The 17,660-nt window shown below is 65.1% G+C and carries 18 protein-coding genes; 5 read left to right on the forward strand and 13 right to left on the reverse strand.

Annotated elements, in window-relative coordinates; genetic code table 11:
• From gspD to gspG, 9 genes are all read right to left on the reverse strand, one after another.
• Positions 1–2,298, reverse strand: a complete 2,298-nt coding sequence (gene gspD / locus ACSFA3_RS10145) for a type II secretion system secretin GspD (protein ID WP_435505318.1) — start codon at positions 2,296–2,298, stop codon at positions 1–3.
• Positions 2,299–2,300: 2 nt separating this feature from the next.
• Positions 2,301–3,104: a type II secretion system protein N gene (gene gspN, locus ACSFA3_RS10150; RefSeq protein WP_435505319.1), complete on the reverse strand. Its 804-nt coding sequence runs from the start codon at positions 3,102–3,104 to the stop codon at positions 2,301–2,303.
• A gap of 4 nt (positions 3,105–3,108) precedes the next feature.
• Positions 3,109–3,759, reverse strand: coding sequence for a type II secretion system protein GspM (gene gspM / locus ACSFA3_RS10155; protein WP_435505320.1), 651 nt, complete (start codon positions 3,757–3,759; stop codon positions 3,109–3,111).
• Positions 3,756–4,952, reverse strand: coding sequence for a type II secretion system protein GspL (gene gspL, locus ACSFA3_RS10160; RefSeq protein WP_435505321.1), 1,197 nt, complete (start codon positions 4,950–4,952; stop codon positions 3,756–3,758). The genes gspM and gspL overlap by 4 nt, the downstream gene beginning before the upstream one ends.
• A gap of 183 nt (positions 4,953–5,135) precedes the next feature.
• A complete protein-coding gene (gene gspK, locus ACSFA3_RS10165) occupies positions 5,136–6,206 on the reverse strand; it encodes a type II secretion system minor pseudopilin GspK (RefSeq protein WP_435505322.1) in 1,071 nt (356 codons plus the stop codon).
• Positions 6,203–6,877 (reverse strand): PulJ/GspJ family protein, encoded by a 675-nt coding sequence (locus ACSFA3_RS10170; protein ID WP_435505323.1) that lies wholly within the window; start codon positions 6,875–6,877, stop codon positions 6,203–6,205. The genes gspK and ACSFA3_RS10170 overlap by 4 nt, the downstream gene beginning before the upstream one ends.
• On the reverse strand, positions 6,877–7,251 hold the full coding sequence (gspI, locus tag ACSFA3_RS10175; protein ID WP_435505324.1) for a type II secretion system minor pseudopilin GspI: 375 nt from the start codon (positions 7,249–7,251) through the stop codon (positions 6,877–6,879). Before gspI ends, ACSFA3_RS10170 begins: the two co-directional genes overlap by 1 nt.
• Entirely contained in the window at positions 7,248–7,754 is a 507-nt protein-coding gene (locus ACSFA3_RS10180) for a prepilin-type N-terminal cleavage/methylation domain-containing protein (protein ID WP_435505325.1), read from the reverse strand. The genes gspI and ACSFA3_RS10180 overlap by 4 nt, the downstream gene beginning before the upstream one ends.
• Positions 7,729–8,205, reverse strand: a complete 477-nt coding sequence (gene gspG / locus ACSFA3_RS10185; RefSeq protein ID WP_435505326.1) for a type II secretion system major pseudopilin GspG — start codon at positions 8,203–8,205, stop codon at positions 7,729–7,731. The genes ACSFA3_RS10180 and gspG overlap by 26 nt, the downstream gene beginning before the upstream one ends.
• Here gspG and ACSFA3_RS10190 point away from each other — a divergent pair.
• Positions 8,204–8,698 (forward strand): type II secretion system protein N, encoded by a 495-nt coding sequence (locus ACSFA3_RS10190; protein WP_435505327.1) that lies wholly within the window; start codon positions 8,204–8,206, stop codon positions 8,696–8,698. The two genes, gspG and ACSFA3_RS10190, sit on opposite strands and share 2 nt — an antisense overlap.
• A gap of 19 nt (positions 8,699–8,717) precedes the next feature.
• On the opposite strand, the gene ilvA is transcribed toward ACSFA3_RS10190, so the two are convergent.
• Positions 8,718–10,262: a threonine ammonia-lyase, biosynthetic gene (ilvA, locus tag ACSFA3_RS10195; protein ID WP_435505328.1), complete on the reverse strand. Its 1,545-nt coding sequence runs from the start codon at positions 10,260–10,262 to the stop codon at positions 8,718–8,720.
• Positions 10,263–10,496: 234 nt separating this feature from the next.
• Here ilvA and ACSFA3_RS10200 point away from each other — a divergent pair, with 234 nt between their 5' ends.
• Positions 10,497–10,946 (forward strand): OsmC family protein, encoded by a 450-nt coding sequence (locus tag ACSFA3_RS10200; RefSeq protein ID WP_435505329.1) that lies wholly within the window; start codon positions 10,497–10,499, stop codon positions 10,944–10,946.
• Positions 10,947–10,948: 2 nt separating this feature from the next.
• Here ACSFA3_RS10200 and coq7 read toward each other — a convergent pair whose 3' ends face one another.
• Entirely contained in the window at positions 10,949–11,587 is a 639-nt protein-coding gene (coq7, locus tag ACSFA3_RS10205) for a 2-polyprenyl-3-methyl-6-methoxy-1,4-benzoquinone monooxygenase (protein WP_435505330.1), read from the reverse strand.
• A 264-nt stretch (positions 11,588–11,851) separates the two neighbouring features.
• Here coq7 and ACSFA3_RS10210 point away from each other — a divergent pair, with 264 nt between their 5' ends.
• Complete coding sequence (locus ACSFA3_RS10210) at positions 11,852–12,964, forward strand: porin (protein WP_435505331.1); 1,113 nt, start codon at positions 11,852–11,854, stop codon at positions 12,962–12,964.
• A gap of 103 nt (positions 12,965–13,067) precedes the next feature.
• Positions 13,068–14,654, forward strand: a complete 1,587-nt coding sequence (locus tag ACSFA3_RS10215) for an ABC transporter substrate-binding protein (RefSeq protein WP_435505332.1) — start codon at positions 13,068–13,070, stop codon at positions 14,652–14,654.
• A gap of 27 nt (positions 14,655–14,681) precedes the next feature.
• On the opposite strand, the gene zwf is transcribed toward ACSFA3_RS10215, so the two are convergent.
• A complete protein-coding gene (gene zwf / locus ACSFA3_RS10220; RefSeq protein WP_435505333.1) occupies positions 14,682–16,151 on the reverse strand; it encodes a glucose-6-phosphate dehydrogenase in 1,470 nt (489 codons plus the stop codon).
• On the opposite strand from zwf, the gene ACSFA3_RS10225 reads away from it, so the two are divergent.
• Positions 16,065–16,928 (forward strand): HAD family hydrolase, encoded by an 864-nt coding sequence (locus ACSFA3_RS10225; protein ID WP_435505334.1) that lies wholly within the window; start codon positions 16,065–16,067, stop codon positions 16,926–16,928. The genes zwf and ACSFA3_RS10225 overlap by 87 nt on opposite strands.
• On the opposite strand, the gene ACSFA3_RS10230 is transcribed toward ACSFA3_RS10225, so the two are convergent.
• A complete protein-coding gene (locus tag ACSFA3_RS10230) occupies positions 16,912–17,619 on the reverse strand; it encodes a lipocalin family protein (protein ID WP_435505335.1) in 708 nt (235 codons plus the stop codon). The genes ACSFA3_RS10225 and ACSFA3_RS10230 overlap by 17 nt on opposite strands.
• Positions 17,620–17,660: the final 41 nt, after the last annotated feature.

Here is a 17,660-nt window from a genome sequence, read left to right on the forward strand (position 1 = left end):
TCAGTTGACGAATTCGCGCCGGCTCATCGGATCGCCGGTCGGCGGCGGCGCACCCTTGATCGGGCTTGGCGGCGCCGGCGGCACGCTGTCGATCATCGGCGGCGGAATCAGCTGCGTGCCAATGATGCGGCGACTGCCGTCGGCTGCGGGCGGAACGGCCAGCAGTGCGGGCAGCGTGGTCGTGATCGGCGGAATGACGGGCGCCTCGCCGACGTTGCGCAGCATCGGGTTGTCGTTGATCGGCTGCGATGTCTGCTGCAAGAGGCGCAGCGAGTCGTAGCGGTCGATGGCGACGGCTTCGCTGCCCGCAGCGTCGCGCATCACCACCGGGCGCAGGAACACCATCAGGTTGGTCTTGCTGCGGGTGCGCACTTCGCTCTTGAAAAGATTGCCCAGGATCGGCACGTCGCCGAGCACCGGCACCTTCTCGTCGCTGCGTGAATACTGGTCCTGCAGCAGGCCGCCGATCACGATGATGCTGCCGTCGTTCACCAGCACGTTCGATTCGATCGAACGCTTGCTGGTCGTCGGGCCGTTCGAATTGTTCACCGTCGACTGAACCACACTCGACACCTCCTGGAAGATCTGCATCTTCACCGTGCCGTTCTCGCTGATCTGCGGGCGCACGCGCAGCGTCAGGCCGACGTCCTTGCGCTCGATGGTCTGGAACGGGCTGACTGCCGTGCTGCTGCTGCCGGTGTTGGTGTACTGGCCGGTCACGAAGGGCACGTTCTGGCCGATCACGATCTTGGCTTCCTCGTTGTCGAGCGTCAGCAGGTTGGGCGTGGAAAGCACGTTGCCTTCGCCGTTGCTCTGCAGCAACCGGGCCACCAGTCCGAGCGCGCTCACGCCGCCGATGGTTGTGCCCAGGCCGATGTTGAAGCCGCTCGAGGGTTGCGCCGCGACACCGGTACTCGACGTGCCTGCCGCGAGGTTGAAGATGTTGGTGCCGGCCAGGCTGGAGTTGTTGCCGACCGCGCCGGTGCCGCCGATGGCGGTCTGCCACTGCACGCCGAACTCGGCTGCCTTGTCGGCGTTGACTTCGATGATCAGGCTCTCGACCATCACCTGTGCACGCCGGCCGTCGAGCCGGTCGATCACGGCGCGGATCTGCCGGTATTGCGGTTCGGCGGCGGTGATGATGAGCGAGTTGGTGGTCGGGTCGGCCTGGATCTGGCCACCGGTGGAGATGGCGTTGTTGTTGTTCAGCGGCGCGGTGGCGGCCGAGCTGTTCTGGCCGCTCGCGTTGTTGTTGTTCTGCTGCTGCTGGTTCTGGTTCACGCCCGTGCCGGTGCCGCCGGTCAGCCCGCCGGTCGCCGATACGCCGCGCGCTTCGTTCGAGATCGCCGCGCGCAGGGTCGTCGCCAGCTTCGTTGCATCGGCATTCTTCAGGTAGACGACATAGATATTGCCGGACGCGCCGTTCTCGCCCTCGATCGGTGGCCGGTCGAGCTTGTCGACCAGCGTGCGGACCAGTTGCGCGCGCGCCGGATTGGCTGCGCGCAGGATCAGCGAGTTGCTGCGCGTGTCGGCCAGCAGCGCGGTGCGGAAGGTCGAATCGACCGCGCCGGGCACGCCGCCCGCGACGCCGCCGGCTCCGGTGCTCGAACCGCCGTCGAGCAGGCGCGTGATCAGCGGCACCATGTCGTTGGCTATCGAATGCTTGAGAGGGATCACCTCGATGTCCGACGCATTCGGCACGTCGAGCGAGGCGACGATGCGGGCCAGGCGTCGCATGTTCTCGGCGTAGTCGGTGATCACCAGCGAGTTGTTGCCGGGGTTCACGTTGATGGTGTTGTTGGGCGCGATCAGCGGACGCAGCACCGGCAGCAGGTTGTTGGCCGACTCGTAGTTCAGCTTGAAGACCTGCGTCACGATCTGGTTGCCGCTCAGGGCCGCCATGCCGCTGGTCGAGGTGGCGACGGTGCTGCTCTGCAGCTTGGCGTCGGCCTCGGGCACGATCTTGTAGAGGCCGTCGGCCTGCACGATGGCGAAGCCCTGGAGCCGCAGCGCCGCTGCGAACTGGTTGAAGGCGGCAGCCGGCGCGATGGCGCGATCGGTCGTGAGGTTGAGGGTGCCCTTGACGCGCGGATCGACGACCACGTCGCGGCCGGTGATGACGGCCATCGTGCGCGCCACGGATTCGATCTCGGCATTGGCGAAATTCAGCGTGATCGGTTCGCCGCGACGCGGTGCGCCGTCTTGTGCGAGTGCGGCAGGCAGGCAGGTCGTCATGAGCAGTTGCGCCGCGAGGGCGGCGATGCCGAGACGGACGCCGTGAGAAGACAGGTTCTTCATGGTCAACCCAGTGTGATGAGCGAGCGCGCGCCGTCGCGTCGCCCGATGATGTTCAGTAAATTCGAAAGCGCGTCTTCGCGTCCCGGTGCCGCACTGGCTTCGCCGTCGAAGCGCATGGCCCTGCCGTTCCAGCGGCCGTTGCCGTTGAGCTGCAGGCTGCCTTCGAGGGTGGTGAGGAGCAGGGTCGGCGCAGGGCCGCCTTCGATCGTGACTCTGTAGCTGCCCATCGGGCGCAGCGTGGAGAGGCTCGACGAGATGTCGGTCGCGTCGAGCGTGGCGCGGCCGGCCAGTGCCAGTTGCGCACGTTGCATATGCATCGTGAAGGCCTGCGTCGAGAGTTCGAGCGTGCCTTCGGGCTTGAGCGTGTTCCATGGCGCGCCGAAGCCGGCGAGCATGGCGGCCGGCCAGCGCGAACGGCCGTCGCCCCAGTCGAGCTGGACGCCGTCGAGGTGAGGACGCGCCTTGAGCAGCAGCGGTTGGGCTGCGCAGCAGGGCAGGTCGAGCGATGCGTTCACCGTGCCCCAGCCGGGACGCAGCGTCCAGGCCAGCGCGCCGGGCAATGAAATCGATTCGGCGCCCGCTGCACCGCTGGAGAAAACGACGCCCGAAGTTCCGTTCCAGACCGTGCCGCGCGCGTTGACCAGCTGCAGCCGGCCGCCGGTCGCGCTCGCCAGGCCCGAAGCCAGCCAGCGTGCCGGTGCGAAGACCGAGAGCGCCAGCAATCCGCCCAGAAGTCCGCCGAGCAGCGCCCAGCGCCAGCCGTGGGAGGCCGGCCGGGGAGGTCGGAAGGCGTTGTGCGTGACCATCGGCTCAGCGAGGGGCGGGTAGGCTCATCACCAGCGTGCCGTCCCAGCGCGCGCGCGTCGGACCGGAAGCTGCAGCGGCAGGTGCCGGAACGAGACCCGGCATCGCGCCGGGCGCGGCGGCGGGGGTGAAGGCGATCGGCCTCGCCACGCTGACCTGCGACCGCGTCAGATGAACCTCGCGCGGCACGGCACGCGCATTGCCGCGCGCTTGCGACAGCCACTGCACCAGCGCGTCCGGCGGCGTGCCGCCGAGCGTGACCAGCACGCCGTCGCCGGCGCTGCCGCCGGCCACCTGCATCTGCGCGTTCGCGCCGAGCCCTTGCCTGACCGTGCTCTCGAGCGCACGAAGCGCGTCGTCGCGATTGACTCGCGGCTGCGCCTGCAATGCGCGGGCCTGTGCCTGCAGCGTGACCATCTGCTGGAGCTGGACGTCAAGCTGGGCATGCGCGGCCGGCGCGCTGGCAAGCGTGCGCAATGCCGGTGCGAGGCAGACCCACCAGAGCAGCGCCAGCAGCACCAGCGCGCCAGCCGCCATGACCAGCTGCCGCTCGCGGGCGCCGAGTTCTTTCCACCAGGCGTTTGCGCGCGCGCGCAGGTTGCCCGCGGGCCTCGGTTGCAGGTTCTGGCGCATGTTGGTGCGTGTGGTCGTGCTCATCGTGGGGCCTCGGCCTGTACCAGCAACAGGTCGCCTTCGCTGCGCACTCCGTAGCCGCGTGCGGCCATGGCGGTCGAGATGCCGCTCATGTCCGACATCGCCAGCCCGAGGCCGCGCAGCCGCAGCTGTCCGCCGCTGTAATCGATCGCCGACGGCGTGCGGCCGGGCGGCAGGCTCACCGCCAGCGCGCCGAGCATGGGTTCGAGATCGCTCGGCGCGACGCCGCCGGTCGCCTGCTGCAGGATCGAGACTTCGCGCACCATCTGCAGTTGAGGCTCGTACGGCTTCACCGTCGGGAAGGTCTGCACCAGGATCGCACCGATGGACGCGCGCTTGGCATCCAGCGCACGCTGCTCCTTCCAGGCCCAGGCATTCACGCCGATCAGCTGTGCCAGCAGCAGCACCGCCACGCCCCAGCGGGCAGCACGCCACTGCGGACCGAGCCAAAGCGATTGAAGCAGTGCAGTCGCTTTCTTGCCGGCACGCGCGCGCCCGGTCGATGCCAGCCCGAACTGCGCCAGATCCCAGTCCGAGCGCGTGGCCTGCAGCCAGCGTTCGGCTGGCAGCACGATAGGCATCTGCCGCTGCAGAAGATCTTCCGCGATGGCGGCGACAGCCGGCTCGGCCTGCGCCAGCGTGTCGTCGGGCAAAAGTCCGAGCGCCGCCACGCCGCCCGTGTTGAGCGGCAACGTCAGCACGCCGCCGGCATCGCAGACGGTGATCTGCGCATCGGCAGGCTCGCCGGTCACGAACAGGGACATCGGCGCATCGGGCGCAGCGGGAACGAATTCGGGGACGATGCGGCCGACCCGCCGACCGGCGGCTTCGAAGGCCTGGACCGCCGAGCGCAGCCAGATGCGGTTGCAGGCCGCGACCCAGACCGGTCTACCGACGGCGGCGTCGGGCGCCAGCGCGAAGTGCAGCATCTCGGGTTCGTCGAGCACGCGGTCTTCTAGCAGCCCGTTGAGCACCGAGCGCAGCCGCACCGCGCCGCCCATGCTGCCCTGCGGCAGCGTGACCTGGTGCCACGACAGCGCGGCTGCCGGCACAGCCAGCGTGATCTCCTCGCCGGCGGGAAGCAGCTGGAGGCGCGCGTTGCCGCTGGAACGCAGCGAGCCGTCGGCCGACCAGAGCGTCCAGCCGTACTCTCCGCTGGCAGACGCCGGCGGGAGCGGAAGGGTTACGAGCAGCATCGACATGAATCGGGACGGGCCTCGGAGGAGGCGGGAAGAGTGAAAGGAATGCTAAAGACCACAGCAGATCGAATTCATTGTAGGAGCGGACCGACGCTTTATGCTATCAATTCGATAGCTAAGAACGCCCGGTGCATCACTCCAAAAGGTCTTTTAACCGAATAACGTAACAGCACGTCGCGGTCACGGTCGGAGCGGAGGAACTGTCGTTCCCGCACCACGTTCGCGCCAAAGAATGATGACGTCCGTGCCTTTTCGCTGTACGAGCGAACGTTCCTCGACCCAGGTGCGATCGAGCCGCAGCTTGCCGAGGATCTCGAAGTAGTCGGTGGTGACGCTTTGCTGGCCATCGACGATCTGCGCGTTGGAAACCGCTTCGGTCATCTGGCCCAGATTCTGGAACGGACCACGCGCCCGCATCGACACGAGCCGCTGCGCACCGGCCATGTCGAGTTTCGGAATACTGGCGAAGAGAACTTCGGGTCCGGCGGTGTTGACGTTGACCGGCGTCGCTACCGGCAGGATGGTGACATAGGGCTCGAGCGCCTTCACCGTCGAGCTCGACAGGCCCAGCCACACGAGCTGCGACACCTGCTGCGGCAGCAGCGGCGCGTCGGCGGATGGGGCCGTGGCACTGCTCCTCTCGACCGATGTCGTTGCCGTGGATGTCGCTGTCGCGGTTCCCGTCGTCGTGGTGGTGGTCGTCGTCGTATTGGTGATCGTCGACTGGACCGGAAGCGCACGCGCCAGACTGGATGTCATGGCGGAGAGTTCCTGCGGTGGCAGGCCCAGCATGGAGAAGAGCTTGGTGAATGCGGCCACGGCCGCCGGCAAGGGCTTGCCGCCGCTCACCAGATTCAGCACGTTGAGCTTCGACTGCGCATCGACGATGCGGCCCGACAGGAAAGCGTCCGGCAGACCTTCCAGTGCATCGCTCGACACGTTCTTGTCGGCTGCCAGGAAGCTCGTGAGCCGCGCTTCCTCGAGCGGTATCGCCCACGGCTCGCCGAGGTTGTCGGTCGCCTGACCGGCGCCGCGACCGTCTTCGCGCAGGATCAGCCGCGACCAGTCGATCGCTCCGATCAGCACCCAGGACGCCTGCATGCGCGCCCGCTCGGCCGTCTCGACCTCCACCGCGCGCCATTGCTGCCAGAGCGCCGCAGCCGCGAAGGTCGCGACCAGCGTGACGGTCAGCATCGCCGCCAGCAGCGCGACGCCGCGTTCCGCGATGCGAAGGCGGTCGCGTCGCGTCATGATTTCGCCACTGTCGCGGTCGGTCGCACCCAGTCGCGTGTCAGCACGCCGGCGAGGCCAGGCCCCGGCGGCAGGGTGAGAACCAGCCGGACACCTTCCGGAATCACGAAGGCAGAGTTCGAAGAACCGCCGTCCGAGCCTGCGTTGATCCAGCCCGTACCGTTGTAATAGAACATCTGCCAGGCATCGACCGGCATCAGCGCGACCTCGCCGCCGAGCGCCGAGCCATTGCCGTCCTGCGCCCAGGCGGAGGCCTGGTCCCAGGCTTGCTGCCAGCCGGCGCGGGTGTCGATGTCGGGCGATTGCCAGCGGCGCCAGCGCGTGCCGGCGCCGGGACCGCTGCCGGCATCGGTACGAACGCTCCAAGCGACGACCTGCAGCGCAGGCCTTTCGCCGTTGGTGCTGCGGCGCGTCAGGCGCAGCACGCGACCGTTCCATGAAATCGGCTGGATCTGTGCCGGCGCCACGATGGCGTCGAGGTCGGCGCCCCACTGCGACAGCGTGGTCTGCAGCGTGAGCACGGCGTCGCCACGGTCCCTGTTCAGCGACTGCGCGCGCGTCATGCCGTCGAGCCCGCGCCAGCTCATGAGCGCGAGCAGCGCCATGGCCGCGATGGCGACCATCAGTTCGATCAGCGTGAAACCGCCGGCCCGGGATTTGCGCATGCTCATCAGTAGCGCCCGACGATCGTCGAGACCTGAAGTACCGGGGAGTCGAAGGCGTCCCGCACGCCGACGTCGACCCGGCGGAAATTCGGGTTGAGGGTCTGCACGGTGTTGATCGTCAGCGCGAAAAGCACGCCGGCCTGTGTGCAGGACAAGGTGCTGAGTCCGACCGGCGGCATCTGCCGCGACAGCCGTGCCTTGACCAGCTCGTTCTCGGCGCAGATCTGGGCCAGCATCACATCGGACTGCCGTTGCGCGTTGCGCGTCAGCGCCGAAGTAGCCTGCGTTCCCGCAGCCAGCGCGATTGCCACGATCGCCAGTGCGACCAGCACTTCGATCAGCGTGAAGCCGCGCTGGCCTCTGTCATGACGCTGCTTCATGGTGCTGTCACGGTGAAGGGACGCAAGCCGTCGGTCGAGAGTCGCAGACTGCGCGGCGGCGTGCCGTTGACGGTCAGCACCACCTGCTGCGGCGCGATGATGGGTTCCGGCCCGAGCACCAGCGTGTCGATGGCGTTGCCGCCCGGACCGATGGGCTGTGCGTTGATGTTGGTCGTCAGCCAGCCGGTCGGGAGCGTGCCGCGCGGCAAGCCTTCGAAGGTGAAGCCGGGCGGGCCTTGAATGGTCGGGCGCCAGGTCACGACGGCGCCGCTGGCGCGCGACTGGGCGCGTCCGGCTTCCAGCAACGCAGCCAGCCGGTCGGCTTCGCGCTCGAGGCCGGCCTGGCCCGAATCACGCAGCGAAAGCGCTACACCGGCGGTGGCGATCGCGACGACGGCGATCACCACGATCATTTCCAGCAGCGTGAATCCCGCCGGGCGCGCCGTGAAAGCATGCGGCCTGCGGAGGCGCCGAAGCCTATTGCCAGCTGCCGATGTCGGCATTGTTGCCTTCGCCGCCCGGCTGCCCGTCGGCGCCCAGCGACAGCACGTCGATCTCGCCCTTGATGCCGGGGTTCAGATACTGGTAAGGCCGGCCCCACGGGTCGTTCGGCAGCTTTTCGACGTACGTCTTCCAGTTCGGCGCCGAAGGACCCGAGGTCGGTCGCGTGATGAGTGCCTGCAGGCCCTGTTCGGCCGTCGGGTAGCGCTGGTTGTCTAGCCGGTACAGCTTGAGCGCCTGCATGATGTTGTTGACGTCGGTCTTGGCGGCCGTGGCGCGGGCGTCGTCGGCGCGGCCGATCACGTTCGGCACGATCAGCGCAGCCAGCACGCCGATGATGACGAGCACCACCATCAGCTCGATCAGCGTGAAACCGCGCTGGGCACCGCGCCGGAGAACGCGTTTGAGAGGTCGGCATGAAGAAAGCATGGCTGCATGATAATCCGCCCTCATGACGCTCACTTCTCCGTCCGCCCGCTGGCCCGCAGCCCTGACCACCTTCCTGATATGGGTTCTGGCCGTGGCCGGCATCGCCTTCTGGGCCTTTCGCCTGGCTGCGCCTGCGGACGCGACACCGCCTCCTGCCGTCGTCGCTGCGCCGGCTGCCGCGGTCGATCCGGTGGCTGTCGGCAAGCTGCTCGGCGCGGTTTCGGCCGAATCGCAGGTCGCGCTCGCTCCTGACGCCGCTAGCCGTTTCTCGTTGGTGGGCGTGGTTGCCGATGTGATGCAGCGCGGTGCGGCGTTGATCGCCGTCGACGGCAGGCCGGCACGGCCGTTCCGCGTCGGGAGTGCGGTCGGCGAAGGCTATGTGCTGCAGTCGGTGTCGACGCGCTCGGCCTCGCTCGGAGCCGGCATCGACGCGCCGACCGCGATGATTCTCCAGTTGCCGGCGCGGCCGATGGCGATACCGGTGCAGCAGCCTCTGCCGGCGATGGCGCCACGGTAGACGCCTCTTCTTGCCGGCGTTACTTCTGCAGGAACAGTCGGTACACCGGATTGTTCGTCTCCTCGACGAACGGATACGCCAGCGTGTGCAGGAATTCGTCGAACGCCGCATGGTCGGCGACCGGCACCTGCAGGCCGACCAGGATGCGACCGTAGTCGGCGCCCTGGTTGCGGTAATGGAACAGGCTGATGTTCCAGTTCGGTCGCATCAGGCTCAGGAATTTCAGCAGCGCGCCCGGACGTTCCGGGAACACGAAGCGCAGCAAGCGCTCGTCCTGCGCCAGCCCGGTTCGACCCCCGACCATGTGGCGGATGTGCTCCTTGGCGAGTTCGTCGTGCGTCAGGTCGATGGCGCCGAATCCGTTTTGCACGAAGGTATCGGCGATGGTCGTGGATTCGCCGCGAACCGTGGTCGTCAGGCCGACGAACACATGCGCTTCGCTGGTGTCGCTGATGCGGTAGTTGAACTCGGTCACGCTGCGCGACGCGCCCGGCAGCGCGCTGACCACCTCGCAGAAGCGGCGGAAACTCCCGCGCACTTCGGGAATCGTCACGGCGAACAGCGCTTCGCGTTCTTCGCCGACCTCCGCGCGCTCGGCCACGAAGCGCAGCCGATCGAAGTTCATGTTGGCGCCGCACAGGATCGCTGCATAGGTTTCGCCGCGCTTGCCATGTTTTTCGACGTACTGCTTGATCGCCGCCACGGCCAGCGCGCCGGCCGGTTCGACGATGCTGCGCGTGTCGATGAACACGTCCTTAATGCCTGCGCAGACCGCGTCGGTGTCGACGGTGACGAACTCGTCGACCAGTTCGCTGGCGATGCGAAAGGTTTCCTCGCCGACCAGCTTCACCGCCGTGCCATCGGAGAAAAGGCCGACATCGGGCAGCGTCACGCGTTGGTGCGCAGCCACCGACTGCATCATGGCGTCGGAGTCGTTCATCTGCACGCCGATCACCCTGATCTCCGGCCGCACCGCCTTGATGTAGTTGGCCACGCCGGAGATGAGCCCGCCGCCGCCGATGGCGACGAACACCGCGTCGAGTGGGCCCTGATGCTGGCGCAGGATTTCCATCGCGATCGTGCCCTGGCCGGCGATCACATCCGGATCGTCGAACGGATGAACGAAGGTCAGGCCGTTCTGCTTCTGCTGCTCGAGCGCGTAGACGTAGGCATCCGAATAGCTGTCGCCGTGCAGGTGCACTTCGCCGCCGAGTGCGCGCACCGCGTCGACCTTGAGCTGCGGCGTCGTTACCGGCATCACGATGACCGCGCGGGCGCCGAGCTTGCGCGCGCCGAGTGCCACGCCCTGCGCATGGTTGCCGGCCGAAGCGCAGATCACGCCTGCTGCCAGTTGCGTCGGCGTGAGGTGGACCATCTTGTTGTATGCACCGCGCAGCTTGAAGCTGAAAACGGGCTGCTGGTCTTCGCGCTTGAGCAGAACCGTGTTGCCGATGCGCTCGCTGAGTGCCTTCGCCTTCTCAAGAGCCGACTCGACCGCCACGTCGTAGACGCGGGCTGTGAGAATCTTCTTGAGGTAGTCGGCGGGGGTGAGCGGAGAGGTCATGGGCAATCGCGAACGTCGAGTTACGGCCAATAAAAAAGCCCCGAGTCTTGCGACTCGGGGCTAAATCCACCAATTGAGAGGGTGGAGGAGACAACCGGTGCACATCGGTGATGTGCGATGAAATAAAGTATATCGGCTGTTTGTTGCATTGCAACAAGCACTGACGTTTTTCCCACACAAAACGGGGCGATTTTGGCGGATTTCCGCATGCCCCACCCTCGGAGTCACAGATATATGGAATGCACAGTCAGCTGGACCGGCAACGCAGGCGCGCGCTCGTCGATGGGCTTCGTCGCCGAAACAGGCAGCGGCCACGTGTTGACGATGGACGGCGCGCCCGATGCGGCCAAGCCGCAGAACGGAGGCCAGAACCTCGCGCCTCGACCGATGGAAACGGTGCTCGCCGGCACGGGCGGCTGTACGGCCTACGACGTGGTGCTGATCCTGAAGCGCGGTCGCCACAACGTCGAGCGCTGCAGCGTGAAGCTGACCAGCGAACGTGCGGAAACCGACCCGAAGGTGTTCACGAAGATCCACATGCACTTCACCGTCGCCGGAAAAGGCATTCCGGCCGCCGCAGTCGAACGCGCGATTGCGCTGAGTCACGACACCTACTGCTCCGCCAGCATCATGCTGGGCAAAATGGCCGAAATCACGACCAGCTTCGACCTGATCGAGAGCTGAAATCAGATCCGGTGCGCGACCGTCGTCATGATGCGGGCGGTCAGTCGCATCAGCGCCTTGGCCGGCGCCGGCAGTTCGGCGGCGCCGGCACTCACCGCTTCGGCCGCGTGTCGTGCCTCGTCGGTCTTCATCTGCTCGACGACGGCGCGCGATTCGGTATCTCCTGCCGGAAGTCGGCCGAGGTGGCTGGCCAGATGCGCCTCGACCTGCCGTTCGGTTTCGGCAACGAAGCCGAGACTGACCGGATCTCCCAGCCGTCCGGCTACCAGACCCAGCCCGAAAGCGCCGGCGAACCACAGCGGATTGAGCATCGACGGCTTGGCGCCCAGTGCGTCGAGCCGCTGCCGGGTCCAGGCGAGGTGGTCGGTTTCTTCACGCGCGGCCTCCATGAAATGTGCGCGCAAAGCGGGGTCGGGCGTCGATGCGGCCTGCGCCACGTAAAGCGCCTGCGCGCAGACCTCGCCGACGTGATTGACGCGCATCAATGCGCCGGCTTCGCGACGATCTGCCTCGTTCAGCGCGATCGGCTCCGTAGCCGGCGGTGGCATGGCGCGACTCCCGTGCGGTCGGGCGAACAGGGTTCGCAGCGCCGAATCGGCGGCCACGAGCAACGGATCTAGAGGGTGGGACGAGCGGGTCATGCCTGCATTCTGGCCGAGCTGCGCAGGTGGCGGCGGAGCAAGCCGTGAGAAGCACCACGCCGGGCTCTGTTGCATGTCTGCAACGAAACTCTCTGCGTTATCGACATTTCAACTGAATTCTTTTGCTCTGCTTCGGCGGCTCTGGTGCAATAGCTACAACTTCCCAAAAGGAGGTTGGCCCGGGGTCCGGTGGGAGCACAAAAGTGCGCAGCACAGTGAGCCCTCTGCACCGGAGCCCTATGTTTAACCTTGGAGAAACTCGCAATGAAAAAATCCCTAGTTGCTTTGGCTGCCCTGGCTGTCGCCGGCATCGCTTCGGCTCAGTCGTCGGTCACGTTGTTCGGTGTGGTTGACGCTGGTGTTCGCTACACCGAAACCAAGGTCAACGGCGTCCAGACCAAGAACTGGCAACTCGCTTCGGGTGGCATCACCACCAGCCGTCTCGGTTTCCGCGGCACTGAAGACCTCGGTGGCGGCCTGGCTGCAAGCTTCTGGCTCGAAGCCGGCTACAACGCAGACACCGGTCTGGGCAATGGTGGTCGCGGCGACGCAGCTGCTGACTCCGGCTTCAACTTCAACCGCCGTTCGACCGTGAGCCTGTCTGGCGGTTTCGGTGAAATCCGTCTGGGCCGTGACTTCAACACCACGTACCTGAACGACACCAACTTCGACCCGTTCGCTACCACCGGCATCGGCGGCAGCTTGATGGACGCAACGCGCGCTGGCTACACGCTGACGGGCAACCCACTGGCTAACAACCTGTACGTTCGTACGAACAACGCAGTCAGCTACTTCCTGCCTTCGAACCTCGGCGGTTTCTACGGCCAAGTTCAGTACGCTTTCGGCGAGCAGCCAAAGACCGACGGTTTCGCAACCAACAACTCCAACCGCAACATCGGCGGCCGCTTCGGCTACGCCAATGGCCCGCTGGACGTTGCTGTTGCCTACGGTCAGACCGACCTCGGCGCTGCTACCGGCGCTGGCTTGGCTCTGGCAAACCGCGACACGACTTCGGTCAAGGAACTGAACCTCGGCGCTTCGTATGACTTCGGCGTTGCCAAGGCATTCGGTGAAGTGATGCGCACCAAGATCAACAACGATCTGGTCGTGCTGAACAACAACAACAACGCCTACGGCTTCCTGCTCGGCGCTACCGCTCCGGTCGGCCCAGGCCTGGTTCGCCTTGCCTACTCGCAAGTCAAGTACAGCAGCGATCTGGCTGGTGCTGACCCACTGTCGCGCAAGCTGGCTGTTGGTTACATCCACAACCTGTCGAAGCGTACCGCCCTGTACACGAACTACGCTCGTGTCGTGACCCGCGGCCAGGCTGGCCTGCAATCCAACGGTTTCGACGTTGGCCTGCGCCACGCTTTCTAATCTGACGCTGGCGCAAGCCAGTCAGGATTGAGAAAACAAGAAAAGCCGTCTGACGAGAGTCAGGCGGCTTTTTTCTTTTGACTAGGAGCCAATGGCGTTCGTCATGAAATCCATTTCCCGCGCCTTTGCTGCAGCTGTCATCTCTGCTGCCGGGTTCTTCCTGGCAGGCAATGCTGCTGCGCAGATGCTGCGCATCGCCAATCAGGGCGATATTCTTTCGCTGGACCCGCATTCGCTCAATGAGTCGCTCCAGTTGAATGTGATGTCGAATGTGTATGAGCCACTCATCGGACGCAACAAGGACCAGAGCCTTGCCCCGTTGCTCGCTTCGAGCTGGCGCCAGATATCGACGACAGTCTGGTATTTCGAACTGCGCAAGAATGTCCAGTTCCACGACGGCAAACCCCTGACACCCGAGGACGTGATCTTCAGCTTCGCGCGTGCCGCGGGAGAAAGTTCTGACCTCAAGTCCAATACGCTGGAAATCAAGGAAGTTCGAAAAGCCGGCGACAACGCCGTCGAGATCGAGACGAAGTTTCCTTTTCCGACCTTGCCTGATTCGATCACCGAACTGCTGATCGTGAATCGCAAGTGGAGCGAGGAAAACGAGGCCGTATTACCTGTGGACCGGCGTACCGGAACTGAAAACACGGCGTCTTTCCGAGCCAACGGCACAGGCCCCTACCGCGTCCGCGAGCGGCAACCCAATGTGCGCACCGTGTTCTTTCGCAACGCGACCTATTGGGGAAAGATAGAAGGCAATGCGCAGGAAATCGTTTTTCTTCCGATTGCCGATCCGATCATGCGTGTCAATGCGCTGCTGGCCGGGGAAGTCGACGTGGTCGAGCCGGTGCCGGTCGCGGATATTCCACGTATCAATTCCAGTGCCGTTGCTCGTGTCGTCGCCGGGCCCGAATTGCGCACTATTTTTCTGGGCATGGACCAGAAGCGCAATGAATTGCTCTATTCGAACGTGAAGGGAAAAAACCCGTTCAAGGACAAGCGTGTTCGCCAGGCCTTCTATCAGGCCATCGATATCGCCGGCATACAGCGCAATGTGATGCGCGGCGCCTCGCACCCCACCGCGCTGTTGATCGGCCCCGGCATCAACGGCTGGACGGCCGAACAGGACAAGCGTCTGCCGTTCGATCCCGAAGCATCCCGCAAGCTGTTGTCCGACGCGGGCTATTCCAATAGTCTCGAGGTGACGCTGAATTGTCCGAACGACCGGTATGTGAACGACTGGCAGATCTGCGAAGCGGTGGCTGCACATCTCGGAAAAGTCGGCGTCAAGGTCAATCTGGCGATCGAGAGCAAGCGGACCTACTTCCCCAAGGTGCTGCGGCGAGACACCAGCTTCTACATGCTCGGCTGGACGCCCGGTACCTATGATGCCCACGACGCGCTCGATGCCCTCACAGGGTGTCCCGACGCCGTCGGCAGCGGATTGTCCAACCTGGGCGCCTATTGCAATCCGAAGCTGGACGCACTCGTCGATCTCGTTCGCTCGGAACGCGATCGCGGCCGGCGCGATACGCTGCTGAAGGAAGCGCTGGCGTTGCAGGTCGAGGACATCGGCACGATTCCGTTGCACCAGCAGGCCCTGGCCTGGGGCGTGAGCAAGAGAGTCGAGCTCACGCAGATGCCCGATGACGCGATGCCCTTCAAGTGGATGAGCATCAAGCGCTGAGAAGCCTCGAAGCTCCGAGGGCGCTGGCTACTGCTCCTCGCTCCAGGCGAAGCCGTCGCGCGCGATCATCGCGCTCGACGCACTGGGTCCCCAGGTACCGGCAGCGTAAGGACGCGGAAAGCCGTCTCCGCTCCAGCTGTCGATCAGCGGTTCCACCCAGCGCCAGGCTTCTTCCTGCTCGTCGCTGCGTACGAAGAGATTGAGCCGGCCGTCGATCACGTCCAGCAGCAGCCGCTCGTACGCGCCCACGCGTTCGCTGCCGAAGCGCTTGTCGAAGTCGAGGTCGAGCTGCACCGACGCAAGCGGTTGGGCCGCATCGGGATTGCTGCTGCGCTTGCGGTTGTTCTGCGCCTGGGCAAGCAGGTGCAACTCGAGACCGTCCTTTGGCTGCAGGTTGATCACCAGCTTGTTGACCGCGCCCGCGGTCGCCCGAAAGATCGCATGCGGCGTCGGCCGGAAGTTGATCTCGATGCGCGCATCGCGCGACGCCAGCCGCTTGCCGGTGCGAATGTAGAAGGGCACGCCGGCCCAGCGCCAGTTGGCGATCTCGGCGCGCAGCGCGACGAAGGTTTCTGTGCGGCTTTGCGGATCGATACCCGGCTCATCCAGATAACCCTTCACCCGTTCGCCGTAGGCCGTGCCGGCCGTGTACTGGCCACGAATCGCGTGCAGATTGAGCGTTTCAGGCGTCCATGGCTTGAGCGAGCGCAGCACCTTGAGCTTCTCGTCGCGCAGAGCGTCGGCATGCGCGTTGATCGGAGGTTCCATCGCGATGGCGCAGACCAGTTGAAGCGCGTGGTTCTGCACCATGTCGCGCAGCGCGCCGGTCTGGTCGTAGAAAGCGCCGCGCTTTTCGACGCCCAGATCTTCGGCGATCGTGATCTGGATGTTGGCGATATGTTCGCGACGCCAGATCGGCTCGAAGAGCGCATTGCCAAACCGCATCGCAAACAGGTTCTGGACCGACGGCTTGCCGAGGTAGTGGTCGATCCGGAAAACCTGCTGCTCGGTCAGCACCTTGCGGACCGCATCGTTGATCGAGCGGTTGGACGCCAGGTCGTGGCCGAGCGGCTTTTCAAGCACCACGCGCGTGCGAGGTGTGTTCAGGCCGGCCGCAGCGATCTGCTCGACCACCTGGATGAACAATGTCGGAGCGGTCGCCACGTACATGACGACGCTGTCGGCATTGCGGGTGACGAGCAGTTCGGCCAGGCGCGCATAGTCTTCGGTCTTCGACAGGTCCATGCGCAGGAAGTACAGCATCGAAGCGAATTTCTTGAACTCGTCGGTACTGGGACGTTTGGAGCCTTCGACCGCCTCGAAGCGTGACTGAATCAGTTCGCGGTACTGGTCGTCCGAAAGATCGTCGCGGGCCACGCCGATGATGCGTCCGCCTTCGGGGAGGCTTCCGTGGCGGAAGGCCTGGAACAGCGCGGGCATCAACTTGCGCCAGGCGAGGTCGCCGGTGCCGCCGAACAGAACGAGGTCGAAGCTCATGAATGCAGGTCCGTTGGTTGTGGTTGTATTGGAGCACTACTGTCGCATGCTGGATCCGTGCCATCGGGCGCGCATGAAACAATTGCTGCGTTATCGGCTACGGATCTGCATGCAATGAACATTGTTTTCGATCTCGGCGCGGTCTTGATCGCCTGGGAACCCGCGCAGCTGGTGCAGGCGCATTTTCCCGAACGGACACCGACGGCCGAGGCGGCCAGCGCACTCGCCCGCGCGTTTTTCCATCACAAGGACTGGCTCGATTTCGACTGCGGAATCCGTACGGTCGACGAAGTGGTGGCGCGTACCTCGACGAGACTCGCGCTACCGGCGGATCGCGTCAGCGACATGATCGTGCCGCTCGGGGAACGACTGCAGCCGATTCCGGAATCGGTCGAACTCCTGGCGGAACTGTTTGCTTGCCGAAACCAACGGCACGATGTTCGTATCTTCTATCTTTCGAACATGCCCCAGCCCTACGCGCGTGCGTTGGAACGCAGGCTGTCGTTCTTCTCGAATTTCGACGGAGGCATCTTCTCGGCCGACGTCAAGCTGACGAAGCCGCATGGCGAGATCTACGAGTTGCTGGCTTTGCGGTACAGCCTCGCGCCGGAAGAAACGCTTTTCATCGACGACACGGCTGCGAATGTGGAAGCGGCACGTGCCATGGGCTGGCATGCGATCCATTGCACCCAGCCGAAGCTGCTGAAAACACAGATTGCACGCTACCTACAGCCGATGAAAGCGCCAAGCGGGGACGGACTCAGCGCTCCGTGGTGAACACGACCTTGTCGATATCGAAACCCAGCGTGCGTGCGTATTCGAGTTCGCTTTCGATCTCGCTTGCACTCAGGACGGGTTCGCGGGACAGCACCCAGAGGTAATCGCGGTTCGGCGTTCCGACCAGCGCGACGCGGTAGTCGCGGTCGAGCTTCAGGATCCAGTAGTCGCCCCATACGGCCGGCAGCCATGAAAGCCATGACGGCGCGAAACGCACTTCGAGCCGGCCGGCACCCGGCTGGCCGCTGACCTTGACGATGCGAGCGGCACCGATCGATTCGTCCCACTTTCCGTCGGACGTCGCGCAACGGTTGCGCACTTCGATGGTCCCGTCGGCGAGCGGCGTGTATTCGGCGGTGACGGGTCCGGTGCAGTTCTTCTGGAAGCGATTCGGCAGGCGGGCCTGCTCGTGCCACAAGCCGGCGTATCGCTTCATGTCGACCGGTCCGACGGCCTGAAGCGGCGCGCGCATCAGCGGTGCGCCATCGGCAGGCCCGACGGTCGTCTGTGCCCGTGCAACGCGTACCGCAGCAAGCGCGCCAAGCGCGATCACGCTACCGACACAGAAAGCAGTGGCAAGCGTGCCGACGGAATGACCGAAGCGCCGATTGTCGAACCCGACTTCCGGTGCATCCGGATCGATGCGCGATTGCAGTGCAGCACGGTGTGCGCGGGAGGAACGTTGCGACATGGGCATATCTCCAATTCAACTTGATCTCGACCAAACTCAAA

The organism is Variovorax glucosi (assembly GCF_051216695.1).
Classification (GTDB): Bacteria; Pseudomonadota; Gammaproteobacteria; order Burkholderiales; family Burkholderiaceae_C; genus Variovorax.

Bases quoted from the DNA above. Each gene is read 5' to 3' on its own strand.
- ACSFA3_RS10210 (WP_435505331.1), top strand. From the start codon at position 11,852: ATGAAAAAATCCCTAGTTGCTTTGGCTGCCCTGGCTGTCGCCGGCATC.
- ACSFA3_RS10200 (WP_435505329.1), top strand. From the start codon at position 10,497: ATGGAATGCACAGTCAGCTGGACCGGCAACGCAGGCGCGCGCTCGTCG.
- gspN (WP_435505319.1), bottom strand. From the start codon at position 3,104: ATGGTCACGCACAACGCCTTCCGACCTCCCCGGCCGGCCTCCCACGGC.
- zwf (WP_435505333.1), bottom strand. From the start codon at position 16,151: ATGAGCTTCGACCTCGTTCTGTTCGGCGGCACCGGCGACCTCGCCTGG.
- gspG (WP_435505326.1), bottom strand. From the start codon at position 8,205: ATGAGGGCGGATTATCATGCAGCCATGCTTTCTTCATGCCGACCTCTC.
- ilvA (WP_435505328.1), bottom strand. From the start codon at position 10,262: ATGACCTCTCCGCTCACCCCCGCCGACTACCTCAAGAAGATTCTCACA.
- gspM (WP_435505320.1), bottom strand. From the start codon at position 3,759: ATGAGCACGACCACACGCACCAACATGCGCCAGAACCTGCAACCGAGG.
- ACSFA3_RS10170 (WP_435505323.1), bottom strand. From the start codon at position 6,877: ATGAGCATGCGCAAATCCCGGGCCGGCGGTTTCACGCTGATCGAACTG.
- gspK (WP_435505322.1), bottom strand. From the start codon at position 6,206: ATGACGCGACGCGACCGCCTTCGCATCGCGGAACGCGGCGTCGCGCTG.
- gspI (WP_435505324.1), bottom strand. From the start codon at position 7,251: ATGAAGCAGCGTCATGACAGAGGCCAGCGCGGCTTCACGCTGATCGAA.
- ACSFA3_RS10180 (WP_435505325.1), bottom strand. From the start codon at position 7,754: ATGCCGACATCGGCAGCTGGCAATAGGCTTCGGCGCCTCCGCAGGCCG.
- gspD (WP_435505318.1), bottom strand. From the start codon at position 2,298: ATGAAGAACCTGTCTTCTCACGGCGTCCGTCTCGGCATCGCCGCCCTC.
- ACSFA3_RS10190 (WP_435505327.1), top strand. From the start codon at position 8,204: ATGACGCTCACTTCTCCGTCCGCCCGCTGGCCCGCAGCCCTGACCACC.
- ACSFA3_RS10230 (WP_435505335.1), bottom strand. From the start codon at position 17,619: ATGTCGCAACGTTCCTCCCGCGCACACCGTGCTGCACTGCAATCGCGC.
- gspL (WP_435505321.1), bottom strand. From the start codon at position 4,952: ATGCTGCTCGTAACCCTTCCGCTCCCGCCGGCGTCTGCCAGCGGAGAG.
- ACSFA3_RS10215 (WP_435505332.1), top strand. From the start codon at position 13,068: ATGAAATCCATTTCCCGCGCCTTTGCTGCAGCTGTCATCTCTGCTGCC.
- coq7 (WP_435505330.1), bottom strand. From the start codon at position 11,587: ATGACCCGCTCGTCCCACCCTCTAGATCCGTTGCTCGTGGCCGCCGAT.